This window comes from Stutzerimonas kunmingensis, assembly GCF_002929225.1.
Taxonomy (GTDB): domain Bacteria; phylum Pseudomonadota; class Gammaproteobacteria; order Pseudomonadales; family Pseudomonadaceae; genus Stutzerimonas.
On the sequence record NZ_PISM01000004.1, the window covers coordinates 704,209 to 720,055 of the forward strand.

At 64.7% G+C, this 15,847-nt stretch carries 14 protein-coding genes; 12 read left to right on the top strand and 2 right to left on the bottom strand.

The features are described 5' to 3' along the window. The first annotated feature begins 42 nt into the window (after positions 1 to 42). From ppc to CW305_RS04420, 7 genes are all read left to right on the top strand, one after another. On the top strand, positions 43 to 2,682 hold the full coding sequence (gene ppc / locus CW305_RS04390) for a phosphoenolpyruvate carboxylase (RefSeq protein ID WP_104097192.1): 2,640 nt from the start codon (positions 43 to 45) through the stop codon (positions 2,680 to 2,682). A 245-nt stretch (positions 2,683 to 2,927) separates the two neighbouring features. After that, on the top strand, positions 2,928 to 3,575 hold the full coding sequence (gene adk / locus CW305_RS04395) for an adenylate kinase (RefSeq protein WP_041014541.1): 648 nt from the start codon (positions 2,928 to 2,930) through the stop codon (positions 3,573 to 3,575). 143 nt (positions 3,576 to 3,718) lie between these two features. Next, positions 3,719 to 4,396: a tRNA (adenosine(37)-N6)-threonylcarbamoyltransferase complex dimerization subunit type 1 TsaB gene (tsaB, locus tag CW305_RS04400; protein ID WP_104097193.1), complete on the top strand. Its 678-nt coding sequence runs from the start codon at positions 3,719 to 3,721 to the stop codon at positions 4,394 to 4,396. A 64-nt stretch (positions 4,397 to 4,460) separates the two neighbouring features. Then, the gene (locus CW305_RS04405) at positions 4,461 to 4,805 is read left to right on the top strand and encodes a hypothetical protein (RefSeq protein ID WP_014820981.1); all 345 of its coding nucleotides are present in this window, start codon (positions 4,461 to 4,463) and stop codon (positions 4,803 to 4,805) included. A 74-nt stretch (positions 4,806 to 4,879) separates the two neighbouring features. Next, positions 4,880 to 5,677, top strand: coding sequence for a DUF72 domain-containing protein (locus CW305_RS04410; RefSeq protein WP_104097194.1), 798 nt, complete (start codon positions 4,880 to 4,882; stop codon positions 5,675 to 5,677). 69 nt (positions 5,678 to 5,746) lie between these two features. Next, a complete protein-coding gene (locus CW305_RS04415) occupies positions 5,747 to 6,439 on the top strand; it encodes an extensin-like domain-containing protein (protein WP_104097195.1) in 693 nt (230 codons plus the stop codon). Positions 6,440 to 6,504: 65 nt separating this feature from the next. After that, positions 6,505 to 7,281, top strand: a complete 777-nt coding sequence (locus CW305_RS04420) for a class I SAM-dependent methyltransferase (protein ID WP_104097196.1) — start codon at positions 6,505 to 6,507, stop codon at positions 7,279 to 7,281. A 33-nt stretch (positions 7,282 to 7,314) separates the two neighbouring features. Here CW305_RS04420 and CW305_RS04425 read toward each other — a convergent pair whose 3' ends face one another. Next, positions 7,315 to 7,950: a TetR/AcrR family transcriptional regulator gene (locus tag CW305_RS04425; protein ID WP_104097197.1), complete on the bottom strand. Its 636-nt coding sequence runs from the start codon at positions 7,948 to 7,950 to the stop codon at positions 7,315 to 7,317. Positions 7,951 to 8,043: 93 nt separating this feature from the next. On the opposite strand from CW305_RS04425, the gene CW305_RS04430 reads away from it, so the two are divergent. Both CW305_RS04430 and CW305_RS04435 read left to right on the top strand, forming a co-directional pair. Next, positions 8,044 to 9,144 (top strand): efflux RND transporter periplasmic adaptor subunit, encoded by a 1,101-nt coding sequence (locus CW305_RS04430; RefSeq protein ID WP_125876521.1) that lies wholly within the window; start codon positions 8,044 to 8,046, stop codon positions 9,142 to 9,144. A gap of 5 nt (positions 9,145 to 9,149) precedes the next feature. After that, positions 9,150 to 12,230: an efflux RND transporter permease subunit gene (locus CW305_RS04435; protein ID WP_104097199.1), complete on the top strand. Its 3,081-nt coding sequence runs from the start codon at positions 9,150 to 9,152 to the stop codon at positions 12,228 to 12,230. Between the two features lie 31 nt (positions 12,231 to 12,261). Here CW305_RS04435 and CW305_RS04440 read toward each other — a convergent pair whose 3' ends face one another. Next, positions 12,262 to 12,822 (bottom strand): TetR/AcrR family transcriptional regulator, encoded by a 561-nt coding sequence (locus tag CW305_RS04440; RefSeq protein ID WP_104097200.1) that lies wholly within the window; start codon positions 12,820 to 12,822, stop codon positions 12,262 to 12,264. Positions 12,823 to 12,957: 135 nt separating this feature from the next. Here CW305_RS04440 and CW305_RS04445 point away from each other — a divergent pair, with 135 nt between their 5' ends. The 3 genes from CW305_RS04445 (at position 12,958) to CW305_RS04455 (ending at position 15,841) form a co-directional block, all read left to right on the top strand. After that, on the top strand, positions 12,958 to 13,551 hold the full coding sequence (locus tag CW305_RS04445; RefSeq protein ID WP_014820973.1) for a glutathione S-transferase family protein: 594 nt from the start codon (positions 12,958 to 12,960) through the stop codon (positions 13,549 to 13,551). A gap of 25 nt (positions 13,552 to 13,576) precedes the next feature. Beyond that, positions 13,577 to 14,380: an MBL fold metallo-hydrolase gene (locus CW305_RS04450; RefSeq protein WP_101274808.1), complete on the top strand. Its 804-nt coding sequence runs from the start codon at positions 13,577 to 13,579 to the stop codon at positions 14,378 to 14,380. A gap of 123 nt (positions 14,381 to 14,503) precedes the next feature. Further along, a complete protein-coding gene (locus CW305_RS04455) occupies positions 14,504 to 15,841 on the top strand; it encodes a sensor domain-containing protein (RefSeq protein WP_104097201.1) in 1,338 nt (445 codons plus the stop codon). The last annotated feature ends 6 nt before the right edge of the window (positions 15,842 to 15,847 follow it).

Sequence of the window (15,847 nt, forward strand, 5' to 3'; positions counted from 1 at the left end):
TCGCTCATGTGAAGGCGGCAGCCCAGGAGGAGCAAGAAGGTCATGGCGAAAATCATCGACGCGCGCCTGCGCGACAACGTACACCTGCTTGGCGAACTGCTCGGCAACACCATTCGCGCCCAGCATGGCGACCAGTTCTTCGACAAGATCGAACGCATCCGCAAAGGCGCCAAGGCGGCACGCAAAGGCTCGGCCGAGGGTGCGCAACTGCTGTCCGAGACGCTCGACAGCCTTGACGAGAATGAACTGCTGCCGATGACACGGGCGTTCAACCAGTTCCTCAACCTAGCCAATATCGCCGAGCAGTACCATCAGGTTCGTCGCCGTACGGCAGGCGAGCCGGTACCGTTCGAAACCAGCGTGTTCGCCGATCTGATCGAACGCCTCAAGGCCGCCGGACACGGCGACGAGTTCATTGCACGGCAGGTCAGCCGCCTGGAAATCGAACTGGTGCTGACAGCGCACCCCACCGAAGTTTCACGGCGCACGTTGATCCAGAAGTACGACGCCATCGCCGAACAGCTGGCCGCACGGGACCACACCGACCTCTCCGGCGCCGAGCAGGCGAAGATCGAGCTGCAGCTGCAGCGCCTGATCGCCGAGGTCTGGCACACCGAGGAAATCCGTCGCAACCGACCGACGCCGGTGGAAGAGGCGCGGTGGGGCTTCGCCGCCATCGAGAACTCGCTGTGGAAGGCCGTACCCAATGTATTGCGTCAGACCGATGCGACGCTCAGGCGGACGACCGGGCTGCACCTGCCACTGGAAGCCGCGCCGATCCGCTTCGCCTCCTGGATGGGCGGCGACCGCGATGGCAACCCGAACGTGACCGCGATGGTATCCCGCGAAGTGTTGCTGACCGCGCGCTGGGTGGCTGCCGATCTGTACCTGCGGGAGATCGAAGGGTTGATCACCGCATTGTCGATGAGCGAAGCCAGTGAGGAACTGCTGCGCCTGACCGGTGATTCGGCCGAGCCATACCGGGTCCTGCTCAAGCCCCTGCGTCAACGGCTGCGGGCGACCCGGGAGTGGGCGCGAGCGGCCATCGAGCATGGCCAGCCGGCTCCGGCGGAAGTGCTGCAGGACTGCGCCGAGCTGCGTCGGCCGCTGGAACTCTGCTACCGCTCGTTGCATGCCCGCGGGATGGGCATGATCGCCGATGGCGCGCTGCTTGACTGCCTGCGGCGACTGGCCGTGTTCGGGCTGTTCCTGGTACGGCTGGACATTCGCCAGGACGCGGCACGGCATGCCGCAGCGCTGGCGGAAATCACCGATTACCTCGGGCTGGGCGACTATCAGGCGTGGGACGAGCAGCGGCGACTGGACTGGCTGCAGCTTGAACTGGGCAATCGCCGCCCGCTGCTGCCGGCGCATTATCATCCGTCGGCCGATACCGCCGAGGTGCTCGCCACCTGCGCGGTGATCGCCGAGGCGCCAGCTGCGTCACTTGGCTCCTATGTCATTTCCATGGCCCATGCGGCCTCCGATGTACTCGCCGTGCAGTTGCTGCTCAAGGAAGCCGGCCTGCAGCGACCGATGCGTGTGGTGCCGCTGTTCGAAACCCTGGACGACCTGAATAACGCCGCGCCGATCATTGACCGCCTGCTCGCGCTGCCCGGGTATCGCCAGCGTCTGCATGGCCCGCAGGAGGTGATGATCGGCTACTCCGACTCGGCCAAGGATGCTGGCACTACTGCCGCCGCCTGGGCCCAGTACCGCGCTCAGGAACGGCTAGTGGACGTATGCCGGGAGCACGACGTCGAACTGTTGCTGTTCCATGGCCGCGGCGGCACCGTGGGGCGCGGCGGTGGCCCGGCGCATGCGGCGATCCTGTCGCAGCCGCCGGGCTCGGTAGTCGGGCGCTTCCGTACCACCGAACAGGGCGAAATGATCCGCTTCAAATTCGGCCTGCCGGACATCGCCGAGCAGAACCTCAATCTGTACCTCGCCGCGGTGCTCGAGGCGACTCTGTTGCCGCCGCCGATGCCCGAGGCCGACTGGCGTGAGACCATGGATCGCCTGTCCGCCGAAGGGGTGGCGGCCTATCGTGGCGTGGTACGCGAGCATCCGCAGTTCGTCGATTACTTCCGCCAGGCGACACCCGAGCTGGAACTGGGCCGTTTGCCGTTGGGCAGTCGCCCCTCCAAACGTCGCGAGGGTGGGGTGGAAAGCCTACGGGCGATTCCATGGATTTTCGCCTGGACGCAAACGCGGCTGATGCTGCCCGCCTGGCTTGGGTGGGAGCAGGCGCTGCAGAGCGCACTGACGCGTGGGGAGGGCGAGCGGCTGGCCGAAATGCGTGCGCGATGGCCGTTCTTCACTACGCGCATCGACATGTTGGAGATGGTGCTGGCCAAGGCCGATGCCGATATCGCAAGGCGTTACGATGAGCGCCTGGTGCAGCCGGAACTGCTTTCCCTTGGTAGCGATTTGCGTGACCGATTGTCGCAGGTGGTCGGCGCTGTGCTGAGCGTGACCGGCCAGGCCGATCTACTCGACCACAGTCCGAAGACCCAGGAGGCGTTCAGTCTGCGCAACACCTATCTTGATCCGTTGCACCTGCTGCAGATAGAACTGCTGGCTCGCTCAAGGCAGCAGCAGAACCCGGCAGACAGCCCGCTCGAGCAGGCGCTGCTGGTCAGTGTGGCGGGTATCGCGGCGGGCTTGCGCAACACGGGCTGAAGTGGCGGCTCCCGGCGCTCAACGGCTGCGCGATGCGTAGTCGTTGAGCGCAACTCGCGTCGAATCGTGACATTTATGCGGGTCGATAGACGCTTTCGGGACGGCTTGTGCCGCCTCGGTGCGCTGTGTATCGTGTTCAACCTTTTGTCGCATGGCGGCAAACCAGAATTTTTGATTCGTCAGCGAAGAGCCACTCCGGCCCGCTGGCAGGATCGCCCCCCTTCTAAGAAACTCGAGGACTCATCATGCGTGTGATTCTGCTGGGAGCGCCCGGTGCCGGAAAAGGTACCCAGGCTGGCTTCATTACCAAAAAATTCGGTATTCCGCAGATCTCCACGGGCGACATGCTGCGTGCCGCAGTCAAGGCGGGCACCGAGCTGGGCCTCAAGGCCAAGAGCGTGATGGATGCCGGTGGCCTGGTTTCCGATGATCTGATCATCAATCTGGTCAAAGAGCGCATCGCGCAGCCGGATTGCGCCAATGGCTTCCTCTTCGACGGCTTCCCGCGCACTATTCCGCAGGCCGAAGCTTTGAAGGAAGCAGGCGTGCGCATCGACAACGTTATCGAGATCGCCGTGGACGACGAGGAGATCGTCGGCCGCATCGCGGGTCGCCGTGTGCATCCGGCTTCCGGCCGCGTCTATCACACCGAGCACAACCCACCGAAGGTTGCTGGCAAGGACGACGAAACCGGCGATGAGCTGATCCAGCGCGAAGACGACAAGGAAGAGACCGTGCGTCATCGCCTGTCCGTCTACCATGCGCAGACCAAGCCGCTGGTGGACTTCTACCAGAGCCTGGCAGCCGCGGAAGGCACGCCGAAGTACAGCTGCATCGAAGGTGTCGGTTCGGTGGACGAGATTACGGCCAAGGTGTTCGCTGCACTTAGCTGATCGAAGCTGCCTGACACGAGCGATAGAAATGCCCGTATCGAAAGATACGGGCATTTTTTTGCCCAGAGATCAGGGCAGGCGCGAAAGAACCCGCTCCGCGAATACGTTAGAATCGGCGCCTTTTTACCGACCGGACCGACCCGATGACCACTCTGCTGGCCCTGGATACTGCCACCGAAGCCTGCTCAGTCGCGCTGTTGCACGACGGCAAGGTGCTGAGTCACTACGAGGTGATTCCGCGCCTGCATGCCCAGCGGCTGCTGCCGATGGTGCAGACGCTGCTCGGCGAGGCCGGGGTTGCGCTGTCCGCGGTGGATGCCATCGCTTTCGGGCGGGGACCAGGTGCCTTTACCGGCGTGCGGATTGCCATCGGTGTGGTGCAGGGCCTGGCGTTCGCGCTGCAGCGGCCGGTGCTGCCGGTTTCTACCCTCGCGACCATTGCCCAACGGGCCTGGCGTGAGCACGGCGCAGCGCAGGTCGCGACGGCCATCGATGCGCGCATGGACGAGGTCTACTGGGGCTGTTATCGCGAGCAGGCCGGGGAGATGCAGTTGGTCGGCAATGAGGCCGTGCTGCCGCCCGAGCAGGCCGTGCTGCCGCGCGATGCAGGTGACGACTGGTTCGGCGCCGGTACCGGCTGGGGTTACGCCGAGCGGATAGCCGCGGCCGTACGTGCACACGACGCCGGGATGCTGCCGCATGCCGAAGATCTGCTGAGTCTGGCTAGTTTCGCCTGGCACCGAGGCGAGGCGCTGGAGGCCGATCAGGCCCAGCCGGTCTACCTGCGGGACAATGTTGCGACGCCCAAAGGGATCAAATGACGAGGAACGTTGCCAAACTCCTGCCTGCCCGTTAGAGTCGCCGGGCCTCTGATCGAGTCCAATGATGCGCGTCGAAAGCTCCTTTCCCGTTCCCTATTCAACGGATCGTTCTGCCCGTACCGGCAGGGCGGCGGATAGCTATGGGGAAACGCAGCGGGTCGCGCAGGCGCAGCGCGGGGTCGACAGCCGCTCCGGTCAGGATTACCAGCCCCAGGCCGATCGTCCGCAGCAGCGGGTCAATTCCAGCGCGCTGGTCGAACGCTACTCCGCATTCCGCTATGACGAGCCGCAGCCCGAGCGCCCACTGACCAGTCGCGTGGCCCAGGCGCTGGCCAGCTACGCCAGCACCGCCAGCATGAGCGTCGAGTTCGACGGCGCAGAGGTGCTCGGGCTCGACCTCTACGCCTGAGGCGGTTCGATCTGCCAGAGCTTCCCTATTACCTCGGTTGTCCCTCCTGGAACGAGAGTGCCTGGCTCGGATCGTTGTACCCGACGGCTACGCCGGCTTCCGATTTCCTTGCCGCCTACTGTTCCACCTTCAATACAGTCGAGGGCAATACCACGCTGTACGCCTGGCCATCGGAGCAGAAGGTCCAGCGCTGGGCCGGCGAGATGCCCGAAAGCTTCCGCTTCTGTGCCAAATTTCCCCGCGATGTCAGCCAGGCCGGCGATCTGCGTGCGGCGCTGGAGCAGGCGCATGCCTTCCAGCGGTTGTTGCTGCCATTGGGGCGAAGGGTAACGCCGTTCTGGCTGCAACTGCCCGCCAGCGTTGGGCCATCCAGATTGAGCGAGCTTGCGGCGTTCATCGATGGCTTCGACGGAGCGCTGGCGATCGAGGTGCGGCATCCCGGATTCTTCGACCGAGGGGATGGCGAGCGCGCGTTGAACCGATTGCTGCGTGATCGCGGCATCGAGCGCATCTGCCTAGATACCCGCGCGCTGTTCAGCTGCCACTCTCACGACCCCGCCGTGTTGCATGCGCAGAGCAAGAAGCCGCGTCTGCCGGTACGCCCGGTGGCATTCAGCGATTCGCCGCAGGTGCGCTTCGTCGGTCACCCCGAGCTGGAGACGAACGACGCATTCATGGCGCCCTGGCTGGACAAGGTGGCTGGTTGGATCGAGGCCGGCAAGACGCCGCACGTCTATCTGCATACCCCCGACAATCATCGTGCGCCCGAGCTGGCGATGCGTTTTCACGGCTTGCTGAGCGAGCGCTTGCCCGGCCTGCCGGCCCTGCCTGCATTGCACCCTGCGCCGCAGATGTCCTTGCTGACGGATTGAGCGAGCGATTTCGACCAGTTTTGTAAAACATCCCTTTCAACTTCGCGGGTTGGCTGTTGCCCATAAGGAATGACCTTTGGCCGCTTCTTTCTTCTCCTGTTGCTGCTGCTTGCCGGCTTCGCCCTGGCGGTGCGGCAGGATCTGATCGACATCCCGCCGCGCTGGAACCCCTGGGCGCCGCTGGACATCCGTGAGCCGCCGAACCTGTTGACGTCACTCAAGCTACGGCGCCTGCAGCAGGACCGAACGCTCTGCGAACAGGCGCTCTCCACGGCGCCGCTGCGTTATTCAGCCGTGCCGGACAGCACGCCGGAGCCCGGCTGTCCGGTCGAGAACAGCGTTCGGGTGCAGGGCTCGGACGTGCGGTTCAACGGGCCTTTTCTCGCCACCTGTCCGCTGGCGGCGGCTTATGCGATGTTCGAGTTGCACGGGCTTCAGCCGGCGGCCCAGGCAGTATTCGAGCAGCCGGTGGTGCGCATTGATCACTTCGGCAGCTTTGCCTGTCGCAACATCGCCCGCAGCAACCGCCGCAGCCAGCACGCCAGCGCCAATGCGCTGGATATGGCGGGCTTTCACCTTGAGGATGGCACCCGCATCACCGTGGCGCGGGACTGGCAGGGCGAGGGGGACAAGGCGCGTTTCCTGCGGCTGGTTCGCGATGCGGCCTGCGATGCGTTCAACGTGACGCTCGGGCCGGAATACAACGCGGCCCACCACGACCACTTTCACGTCGACATGGGTGGCTTCGGCATGTGCCGCTGAACGCTCGCGCGCAGCCTGGAATGCTCTGGCACAATGCGCGGCTTTCCATCACCGCTGGATGCCCTATGTCCGCACGCAACCCTGTGGTTCGAGTCGAACCGCTGACTCCTCAGTTCGCCGCTGCCGCCCATCAATGGGCGCAGCGTCTCGACTTGCCGGAAATTCAGGACGCGGCCGAATTCGCTTTGCAGATTGGCGCGGACGGCTTGCAGCTGCAGTTGCTCGAGGCGCAGGCACCGGGGCCGGTACGGGTGGATTTCGTCGAGGGGGCCGCAGCGCACCGGCGTCAGTTCGGTGGTGGCAGTGGGCAGATGATCGCCAAGGCCGTGGGCATCCAACCCGGTATCCGGCCACGGGTGCTGGATGCTACAGCGGGGCTCGGGCGCGATGCCTTTGTGCTGGCGACGCTGGGCTGTGAAGTGAGCCTGATCGAACGCCAGCCGCTGATTGCCGCGCTGCTGGAGGATGGTCTGGGTCGCGCGGCTGGGGACGCCGAGGTGGGTGCTATCGCCGCGCGGATGACCCTGCTCAAGGGCAATGCCATCGAGCTGATGACGCAGTGGCAGAGTGAGGCGCCGCAGGTCATCTACCTCGACCCGATGTTTCCTCATCGCGACAAGAGTGCGCTGGTGAAGAAAGAGATGCGCCTGTTCCGACCCTTCGTCGGCGACGATACGGACGCGCCGGCGCTGCTGGCCGCGGCACTGGAGCTGGCCAGCCATCGTGTGGTGGTCAAGCGTCCGCGCAAGGCGCCGGCCATCGAAGGCGCCAAGCCCGGCTACAGCCTGGAAGGAAAATCCAGCCGCTACGACATCTATCCGAAGAAGAAGCTGCAGGGCTGATTCCGCAGTCCGCGAACCTCTCGCTTGCTCAGGTCAGCAACGATAGGCGCGCAGAAACACACTCACCGCGTCCCGCACGTGCAGGTTGCCTTCCTCATCGGTTGGCGCCTCGGCATAGCCGACCAGCAGGCGGAAATGCTGGGCACCCTTGATCAGCGAGCAGAAATGCTCGGCGGCGCGCAGTGGGTCGTCGATCTCCAGCAGGCCCAGCGCGTCGGCCCTGCTGAACAGCTGTTGCAGATCGCACAGCAGCTGCTGCGGGCCGGCATCGAAGAACATCTTCACCAGCCCCGGATTCTGCGTCGCCATCGCCACCATCACCCGATGCAGACCGATGGACTCGGGGCTATTGACCAGCTCATTGAAGGCGCCACCGATCGCCAGCAGCACCTTCTCGATGTCGCAATCCGCCTCCACCTGAAACAGCCGCCTCGGCAGGCGCGTTTCGCAGGTGGTCTTCACGGCCGCGCTGAAGAGCGCCTCCTTGTCCTTGAAGTGGCTGTACAGCGTGAGCTTGGAAACGCCGGCTTCGGCGGCGATGGCCTCCATGCTGCTGCCTTCGTAGCCGTTGCCGAGGAACAGCACCTGCGCGGCAGCGAGGATCGCCTCGCGCTTGGCGGGGTCCTTCGGGCGGCCTGGGCCGGGCGATACGGAATGGATTTCTGTCATGGGCGTTTTAATAGTGGACTGGCTGGTACGCTATTTTTACTATACCGCGCAGTATAAGTATTCCAATCCGCTTCGCGACAGAGAGACTTCATCGTGTTCCGACATGCCTTGTCCCTTGCCTCCATGTTCGGTTGTGCCTTTGCCCTGGTCGCCTGCGGCAACGGTGAACCGCCGCAGCAGCTCCCTCGTCCGGTCATGGTGGTGCACCCGCAGCCAGCCAGCGAAGCACGCGAAAGCTATCCCGGTGAGGTGCACGCACGCTACGAGCCGGAACTGGCGTTTCGTATAGGCGGCAAGGTTGTCGAGCGTCTGGTGGAAGCCGGTGATCGCGTTCGCAAGGATCAGCCTCTGGCGCGGCTCGATCCGCAGGACGTGCGGCTGCAGCTGGACGGTATGCGGGCGCAGGTGGCGGCGGCGGAAGCCAATCTGCGCGTAGCCAAAGCGGAACACGACCGTTACAAGGCGCTGCTTGGTCGCCAACTGGTCAGCCAGTCGCAGTTCGACAATGCCGACAACGCCTATCGCGCCGCGGCTGCCCGTTTGCAGCAGGCGCGGGCCGAGTTCGATGTGGCCAGCAACCAGGTCGATTACGCCGTGCTGCGCGCCACCAGCGATGGCTTGATCGCGCAGCGCCGAGTCGAGGTGGGGCAGGTGGTCGCCGCTGGGCAGACCGCGTTCGTGCTGGCGGCGGATGGCGAGCGGGAAGTGGCCATCGATCTGCCGGAGCAATCGCTGGAGCGCTACCGGGTTGGCCAGGACGTCGAGGTCGAGCTGTGGTCGCAACCGGGGCGCCACTATCTCGGCAAGATTCGCGAACTCTCGCCAGCCGCCGATGCGCAGTCGCGAACCTATTCCGCGCGCGTCGCCTTCAGCGAGCAGGAAGTGCCCGCAGAGCTTGGCCAGAGCGCGCTGGTCAGCATTCGCCGCGATGGCGAGGTATCGCTGGCGGTGCCGCTCTCGGCGCTCAGTGCGGAAAAGGGCAGGGCGCACGTATGGCGGCTCAAGGCCGACTCCACCGTAGAGCGTGTCGAGGTTCGGACCGGGCCCTTCGGTGAGCAGCTCGTGCCGGTCCTCGAAGGGCTGGAGGCCGACGACTGGATCGTCCTGGCCGGGGTGCAGATGCTCAGCGATAACCAGCCGGTTCGCCCGGTGGATCGCCACAATCGCCCCGTCGAGCTGGCCGCCCAGGAGTAATCGCGATGCGCTTCAATCTCTCCGCCTGGGCGCTGCAGAACCGGCAGATCGTCGTCTATCTGATGCTGCTGCTGGCGATCGTCGGCGCGCTGTCGTACAGCAAGCTCGGCCAGAGCGAGGACCCGCCATTCACCTTCAAGGCCATGGTCATCCAGACGCAATGGCCGGGCGCTACCGCCGAGGAAGTGTCGCGCCAGGTCACCGAGCGCATCGAGAAGAAGCTGATGGAAACCGGCGAGTACGAGCGCATCGTTTCGTTCTCCCGACCGGGCGAATCCAATGTCACCTTCATGGCACGCGACTCGATGCGCTCGAAGGACATTCCCGACCTCTGGTACCAGATTCGCAAGAAGATCGGCGACATCCAGCACACCTTTCCGCCGGGTGTACAGGGGCCCTTCTTCAATGACGAGTTCGGCACCACCTTCGGCAACATCTACGCCCTGACCGGCGAAGGTTTCGACTACGCGATCCTCAAGGACTACGCCGACCGCATCCAGCTGCAGCTGCAGCGGGTCAAGAACGTCGGCAAGGTCGAGCTGATCGGCCTGCAGGACGAGAAGATCTGGATCGAGCTCTCCAACGTCAAGCTGGCCACGCTCGGCGTCCCGCTGGAAGCCGTGCGCCAGGCGCTGGAGGCGCAGAACGCGGTAACAGCTGCCGGTTTCGTCGAGACCATCAGCGATCGGGTGCAGCTGCGCGTCACCGGTAGCTTCGAGACGGTCAAGGAGATTCGTGATTTCCCCATCCGCGTTGCCGGCCGCACCTTCCGTATCGGCGATGTTGCCGAGGTGCATCGCGGCTTCAACGACCCGCCCGCGCCGCGCATGCGCTTCATGGGCGAGCCGGCCCTGGGTCTGGCGGTTTCGATGAAAAGCGGTGGTGACATCCTGGTGCTGGGCGAGGCACTGGAGCAGGAGTTCGCCCGCCTGCAGCAGGAGCTGCCGGCGGGGATGCAGCTGCGCAAGGTCTCGGATCAGCCCGCTGCGGTGAAGACCAGCGTAGGTGAGTTCGTCAAGGTGTTGATCGAAGCGCTGGTGATCGTATTGCTGGTGAGTTTCTTCTCGCTAGGCGTGCGTACCGGGCTGGTGGTCGCGCTGTCGATTCCGCTGGTGCTGGCGATGACTTTCGCCGCCATGAGCTATCTAGACATCGGCCTGCACAAGATCTCCCTTGGCGCCCTGGTCCTGGCTCTCGGGCTGATGGTGGACGACGCGATCATTGCGGTGGAGATGATGGCGATCAAGATGGAGCAGGGCTACGACCGCCTCAAGGCCGCCAGCTTCGCCTGGACCAGCACGGCATTCCCGATGCTGACCGGCACGCTGATCACCGCGGCGGGTTTCCTGCCGATCGCCACTGCCAATTCCAGTACCGGCGAATACACCCGTTCGATCTTCCAGGTGGTCGCCATTTCGCTCATCGCGTCCTGGATCGCCGCTGTAATGTTCGTGCCGCTGATCGGCGAAAAGCTGCTGCCGGACCTGGCCAAAAAATCGGCACACAAGCACGGCGCGAGCAGTGAAGGCCACGATCCTTACGCAACGCCGTTCTACCAGCGAGTGCGTCGCGTGGTGACCTTCTGCGTGCGCCGGCGCAAGACCGTCATCCTGCTCACCCTGGCGATCTTCGTCGCCGCGGTGGTGCTGTTCCGTCTGGTGCCGCAACAGTTCTTCCCCGCTTCCGGCCGTTTGGAGCTGATGGTCGATCTCAAGCTGGCCGAAGGCGCCTCGTTGAAGGCGACCGAAGCAGAGGTGGCGCGGCTGGAACAGCTGCTCAAGGATCGGGCCGGCATCGACAACTATGTGGCCTACGTCGGCACCGGCTCGCCGCGTTTCTACCTGCCGCTGGACCAGCAGCTGCCGGCGACCAGCTTCGCCCAGTTCGTCGTGCTGGCCGACAGCATCGAGTCCCGCGAGTCCCTGCGCGCCTGGCTGATCGAACGCATGCGCGAGGATTTCCCGAGCCTGCGCGGTCGCGTGACGCGGCTGGAGAATGGCCCGCCGGTGGGCTATCCGGTGCAGTTCCGTGTCACCGGCGAGCATATCGACGTGGTGCGTGGGCTGGCTCGTCAGGTCGCTGCCAAGGTCAACGAGAACCCGCACGTGGCCAACGTCCATCTGGACTGGCAGGAGCCGAGCAAGATGGTCCGGCTCAACGTCGATCAGGATCGTGCCCGGGCGTTGGGCGTGACCACCGCCGAGCTGTCCGGCTTCCTGCGGCGCACATTCACCGGCAGCAGCGTCAGCCAGTTCCGCGAGGACAACGAGCTGATCGAGATACTCCTGCGCGGCACCGAGCGCGAGCGGCTCGAGCTGTCGATGCTGCCGAGCCTGGCGATTCCCACCGAGAGCGGGCGCAGCGTGCCGCTGTCGCAGGTGGCGACGCTCGAGTACGGCTTCGAGGAGGGCGTGATCTGGCACCGCAACCGCCTGCCAACGGTCACCGTGCGCGCCGATGTGTACGGAGAGCAGCAGCCGGCGGCACTGGTGCGTGAGATCGAGCCGACCCTGGCCGACATTCGCGATCAGCTGCCCGGCGGCTATCTGCTCGAGGTCGGCGGAACGGTGGAGGACTCCGAACGCGGCCAGCGTTCGGTGAATGCCGGCATGCCGCTGTTCGTCATCGTCGTGCTGACCCTGTTGATGGCGCAGCTCAAGAGTTTCTCGCGCTCGGCCATGGTGTTCCTCACCGCGCCGCTGGGCATCATCGGTGTTGCACTGTTTCTGCTGCTGTTCGGGCAGCCGTTCGGCTTTGTGGCGATGCTCGGCACCATCGCGCTGTCGGGGATGATCATGCGTAACTCGGTGATTCTGGTGGATCAGATCGAGCAGGACATCGGTGCCGGTCAGGCACGCTTCACCGCCATCGTCGATGCCACGGTGCGCCGCTTCCGGCCCATCGTGCTGACCGCGCTGGCGTCGGTGCTGGCGATGATTCCGTTGTCGCGCAGTATCTTCTTCGGGCCAATGGCGGTGGCGATCATGGGTGGCCTGATCGTTGCCACGGCGCTGACGCTGCTGTTCCTGCCAGCCCTGTATGCCGCCTGGTTCAAGGTTCGGGAAGACGAAGCCGGCACCCTCTGATCGGCAAGAGGGCGCGCCCACTGCGACGCGCCTAGATTCCGGCGGCCTCGAGCAGTCGTTCGGCGGCGACTTTCGCGTCCCGTGCCTGCTCGCCCGGCCCTTCGATATGCGCCATGCTCAGCGCGCCTTCGAGCAGATACTGCAGTTGGCGCGCCAGCTGCATCGGCTGTGGCGCATCCAGGCGTTCCAGTAGCTCGCGAAGGTAGGCCAGCAGCTCTGCCTTGTAGGCGGAGGAGCGGCGGTGAATCGGGTGGTCGCGGTCGTGATATTCGGCCGCTGCGTTGATGAACAGGCAGCCGCAGAAGGCGTCGTTGCCGTGAATCATTCCGTGCAATCCATCGAAAATTCCCAGTAGCGCCTCACGCGGCGGCAGTCTGGTGGCACGCTCGCGCAGGCGCGTCAGCATCAGCTCGTGGCGCGCTTCCAGCACGGCCAGGATCAGCTCGTCCTTGGACTTGAAGTGCTTGTACAGCGTCATCTTGGCCACGCCGGATTCGGCCAGGATGCGATCGATGCCGGTGGCGTGATAACCCTCGCGATAGAACAGACTCTCTGCGGTGTTGAGCAACTGGTCGCGCTTGTTCGATGCCATGGATACCTCCTGTGGTTCGACATTATGCGGGAGCGCTCGCGGCTTGCTCCAGTTGGGGTGGATTTGCGTTGGTGCTTGCAGTGTACAGACAGGTCTGTCTATTATCCAGTCGCAGCCAATCACAAGGGCAACACCATGAAGCTTTACGACCTGACCCTATCCGGCAATTGCCACAAGGTTCGTCTGTTTCTCAGCCTGATCGGCCAGCCGGTGGAGCTGGTGCCGGTGAATCTGCTTGCGGGCGAGCACAAGCAGCCGGCGTTCCTTGAAATCAATCCGCGCGGACAGATTCCGGTGCTCGAGGACGGCGACTTTCGACTTGGCGATTCCCAGGCAATCCTGGTCTATCTGGCCCAGCGCTATGCCAATGAGTGGTATCCGCAGGACGCCGAAACCCAGGGCCACATCGCCAACTGGCTGAGCTTTGCCGCCAACGAGGTGCAGCATGGCCCGGCCACCGTGCGTCTGGGCAAGCTGTTCGGCCGGCCGATCGACGAGCCGCTGGCGCAGGCACGTGCCGCCAGCGCCCTGCGTACGCTCGAGCGGCACCTTGCGCAGCACGCCTGGCTGGCGCAGACCAGCAAACCGACCGTCGCCGACATTGCCGTCTTCCCCAACGTCGCGCTGGGTGGTGACGGCGGGCTCGATCTGGCTGCCTATCCGGCGCTGCAGGCCTGGTTCGCCCGCGTCCGCGCGCTGCCGGGCTATGTCGGCATGCCGGGGTTGTGACGCCATGAACGTGCAGAATGGTCGGATGCCCGGCGAGCTGGACCGGCACCCGGGCCGGCGGATCGGAGTATCGCTGCTGCTGGTGATCGGGCTGGCAGTCTCCCTGTTTGGCTTCGTCGAGGATGCTTCGGCTGTGCAAGGGTTGCGCTTCAGCCTGGTGAAGACGGCGCAGAGCGACAGTGGCGACTTCTTGCTGGGACGGAACGGTTGGCAGGAGGCGCCGCCCACGCAGCACATCGCGATTCTGATCGAGCATCGCGGCAGCCGCTTGCTGTTTGGAACCGGGCTCGGTAGGCAGATCGACGCGCAGCTGGACGCCGAGGTGCCCTGGCGAATCAAGCGCTACGCGGACGTACGCCCGGTGCGCGATCAGCTGGAGGGGGACGGACTGGAGATCGATCGTATCGTGCTGGGGTGCGTGCGCTGGGAGCACGCTTCGGGGCTGGTCGACTATCCCGAGGTACCGGTATTGGCCAGCGCGGACAGCCTGGGCTATCTGGAGGCTGCCACGCCGCCAGCGGTGTTGCCCAGTCAGTTTCGCCACCCGGTCCGCTGGCAGTCGCTGGAGTTCCAGGCGAGCCCTTATCGGGAGCACCGTCGTAGCCTGGATCTGTTCGGCGACGGCCAGGTCGTGCTGGTGCCGCTGGATGGCCATGGGGCGGTCGGTCTGTTCCTCACGCTTGCCGATGGCCGCCGCTTCTTCTTTCGCGGCGACCAACTGGGACGGGACGCCGGCGATGCGCCAGAGGACGTTATCGCGCTGCAGGATGCCAACACCCAGGCTTCTCTCGGCTTCTATCCGCGCTGGGTGGAGGGAGCCGGACAATAAAAAAACAGCGCGGCCGCTGCGGATTTGGGCGATGCTTAGGATATGGGAACGAGCGATCAGCCGCGCGACGGCGCCGCCCCGATCGCCAGGCCCGTGCCCAATGGCCGAAGTAGGTCTGCCGCTGTGAAGACGGATAGCTACGCGCCTCTTGCGAGTGTCATCGATTTGTTGCTGGATGCCATCTGCGTGGTCGATGCGCAGGGCAACTTCGTCTACGTCAGCGCCGCCTGCGAGCGCATCTTCGGCTATACCCCGCAGGAGATGCTCGGCAAGCGGATGATCGAGATGGTCTATCCCGAAGACCGTGCCCGGACCCTGGCCGCCGCCAAGGGGGTCATGGCTGATCAGCCGCTGCTGCACTTCGAGAACCGTTACGTGCGCAAGGACGGCGGTGTGGTGCACATCATGTGGTCGGCCTGCTGGTCGACCGATAACAAGCTGCGCATCGGCGTGGCGCGCGACATCACCCAGCGCAAGCAGTCCGAAGCGATGCAGGCGGCGCTCTATTCGATCTCCGAGGCGGCGCACGGGGCCAAGGACCTCGCGGCGCTGTATCAGCAGATCCATCTGACCATCGCCCAGCTGCTGCCGGTGGACGATTTCATCGTGGCCATCCGCAATGCTGCCAGCGGCGAGCTGAGTTATCCCTACCAGGCGCTGGCGCTCGATTCGACCGGGCTGCCAGCGGAGCCCGAGGCGTCCCTGTGTTTCTCCGTTCTGCATGGCGCGCAGCCGTTGCGCTTCAATGCGGACTCGATGCCAGCGCTGGCGCTCCCGCTCGGTGATGGGGATACCCATGCCTGGTGGCTGGGGGTGCCGCTCAGTTCGAGTGAGGGGGTGATCGGCGTGCTGTTGCTCAAGAGCACGGCGGCGCCCTACACCGAGAAGGATCAGGAGCTGCTGCAGTTCGTCTCGATGCAGGTGGTCACGGCAATCGAGCGCAAGCAGCTGTATGCGCGACTGCACCGGATGGCACAGTACGACGAACTCACCGGCCTGCCGAATCGCGCCTGTTTTCGCGATCGCCTGGACACGGCCCTGGCGCGGGTGCGGCGCAATGGCGGACGCGTCGCCTTGCTCTACGTGGATCTGGATCGCTTCAAGCAGGTCAACGATACCTACGGCCACAGCGGTGGCGACCAGCTGCTGCGTGCAGTGGCCGATCGCCTCACGCACTGCGTGCGCGACACCGATACCGTGGCGCGGCTGGGTGGCGATGAGTTCGTGGTGCTGCTGGAAAGCATCGCCGAGGCAGAGGATGCCCGCCGCGTCGTCGACAAGATCCGCGCGGCCTTCGAGCAGCCGATGCAGATTGCCGAGCACAGTCTCGATATCGGCTTGAGCATCGGCACCGCGCTCTATCCCGAAGACGGTGATGCGGAGGCCCAGCTGCTCAAGCAGGCCGACGACCGCATGTATCTGATGAAGGCCCGTGGCGGCCAGCCGCAGGATTGCGACTGAAGGTCC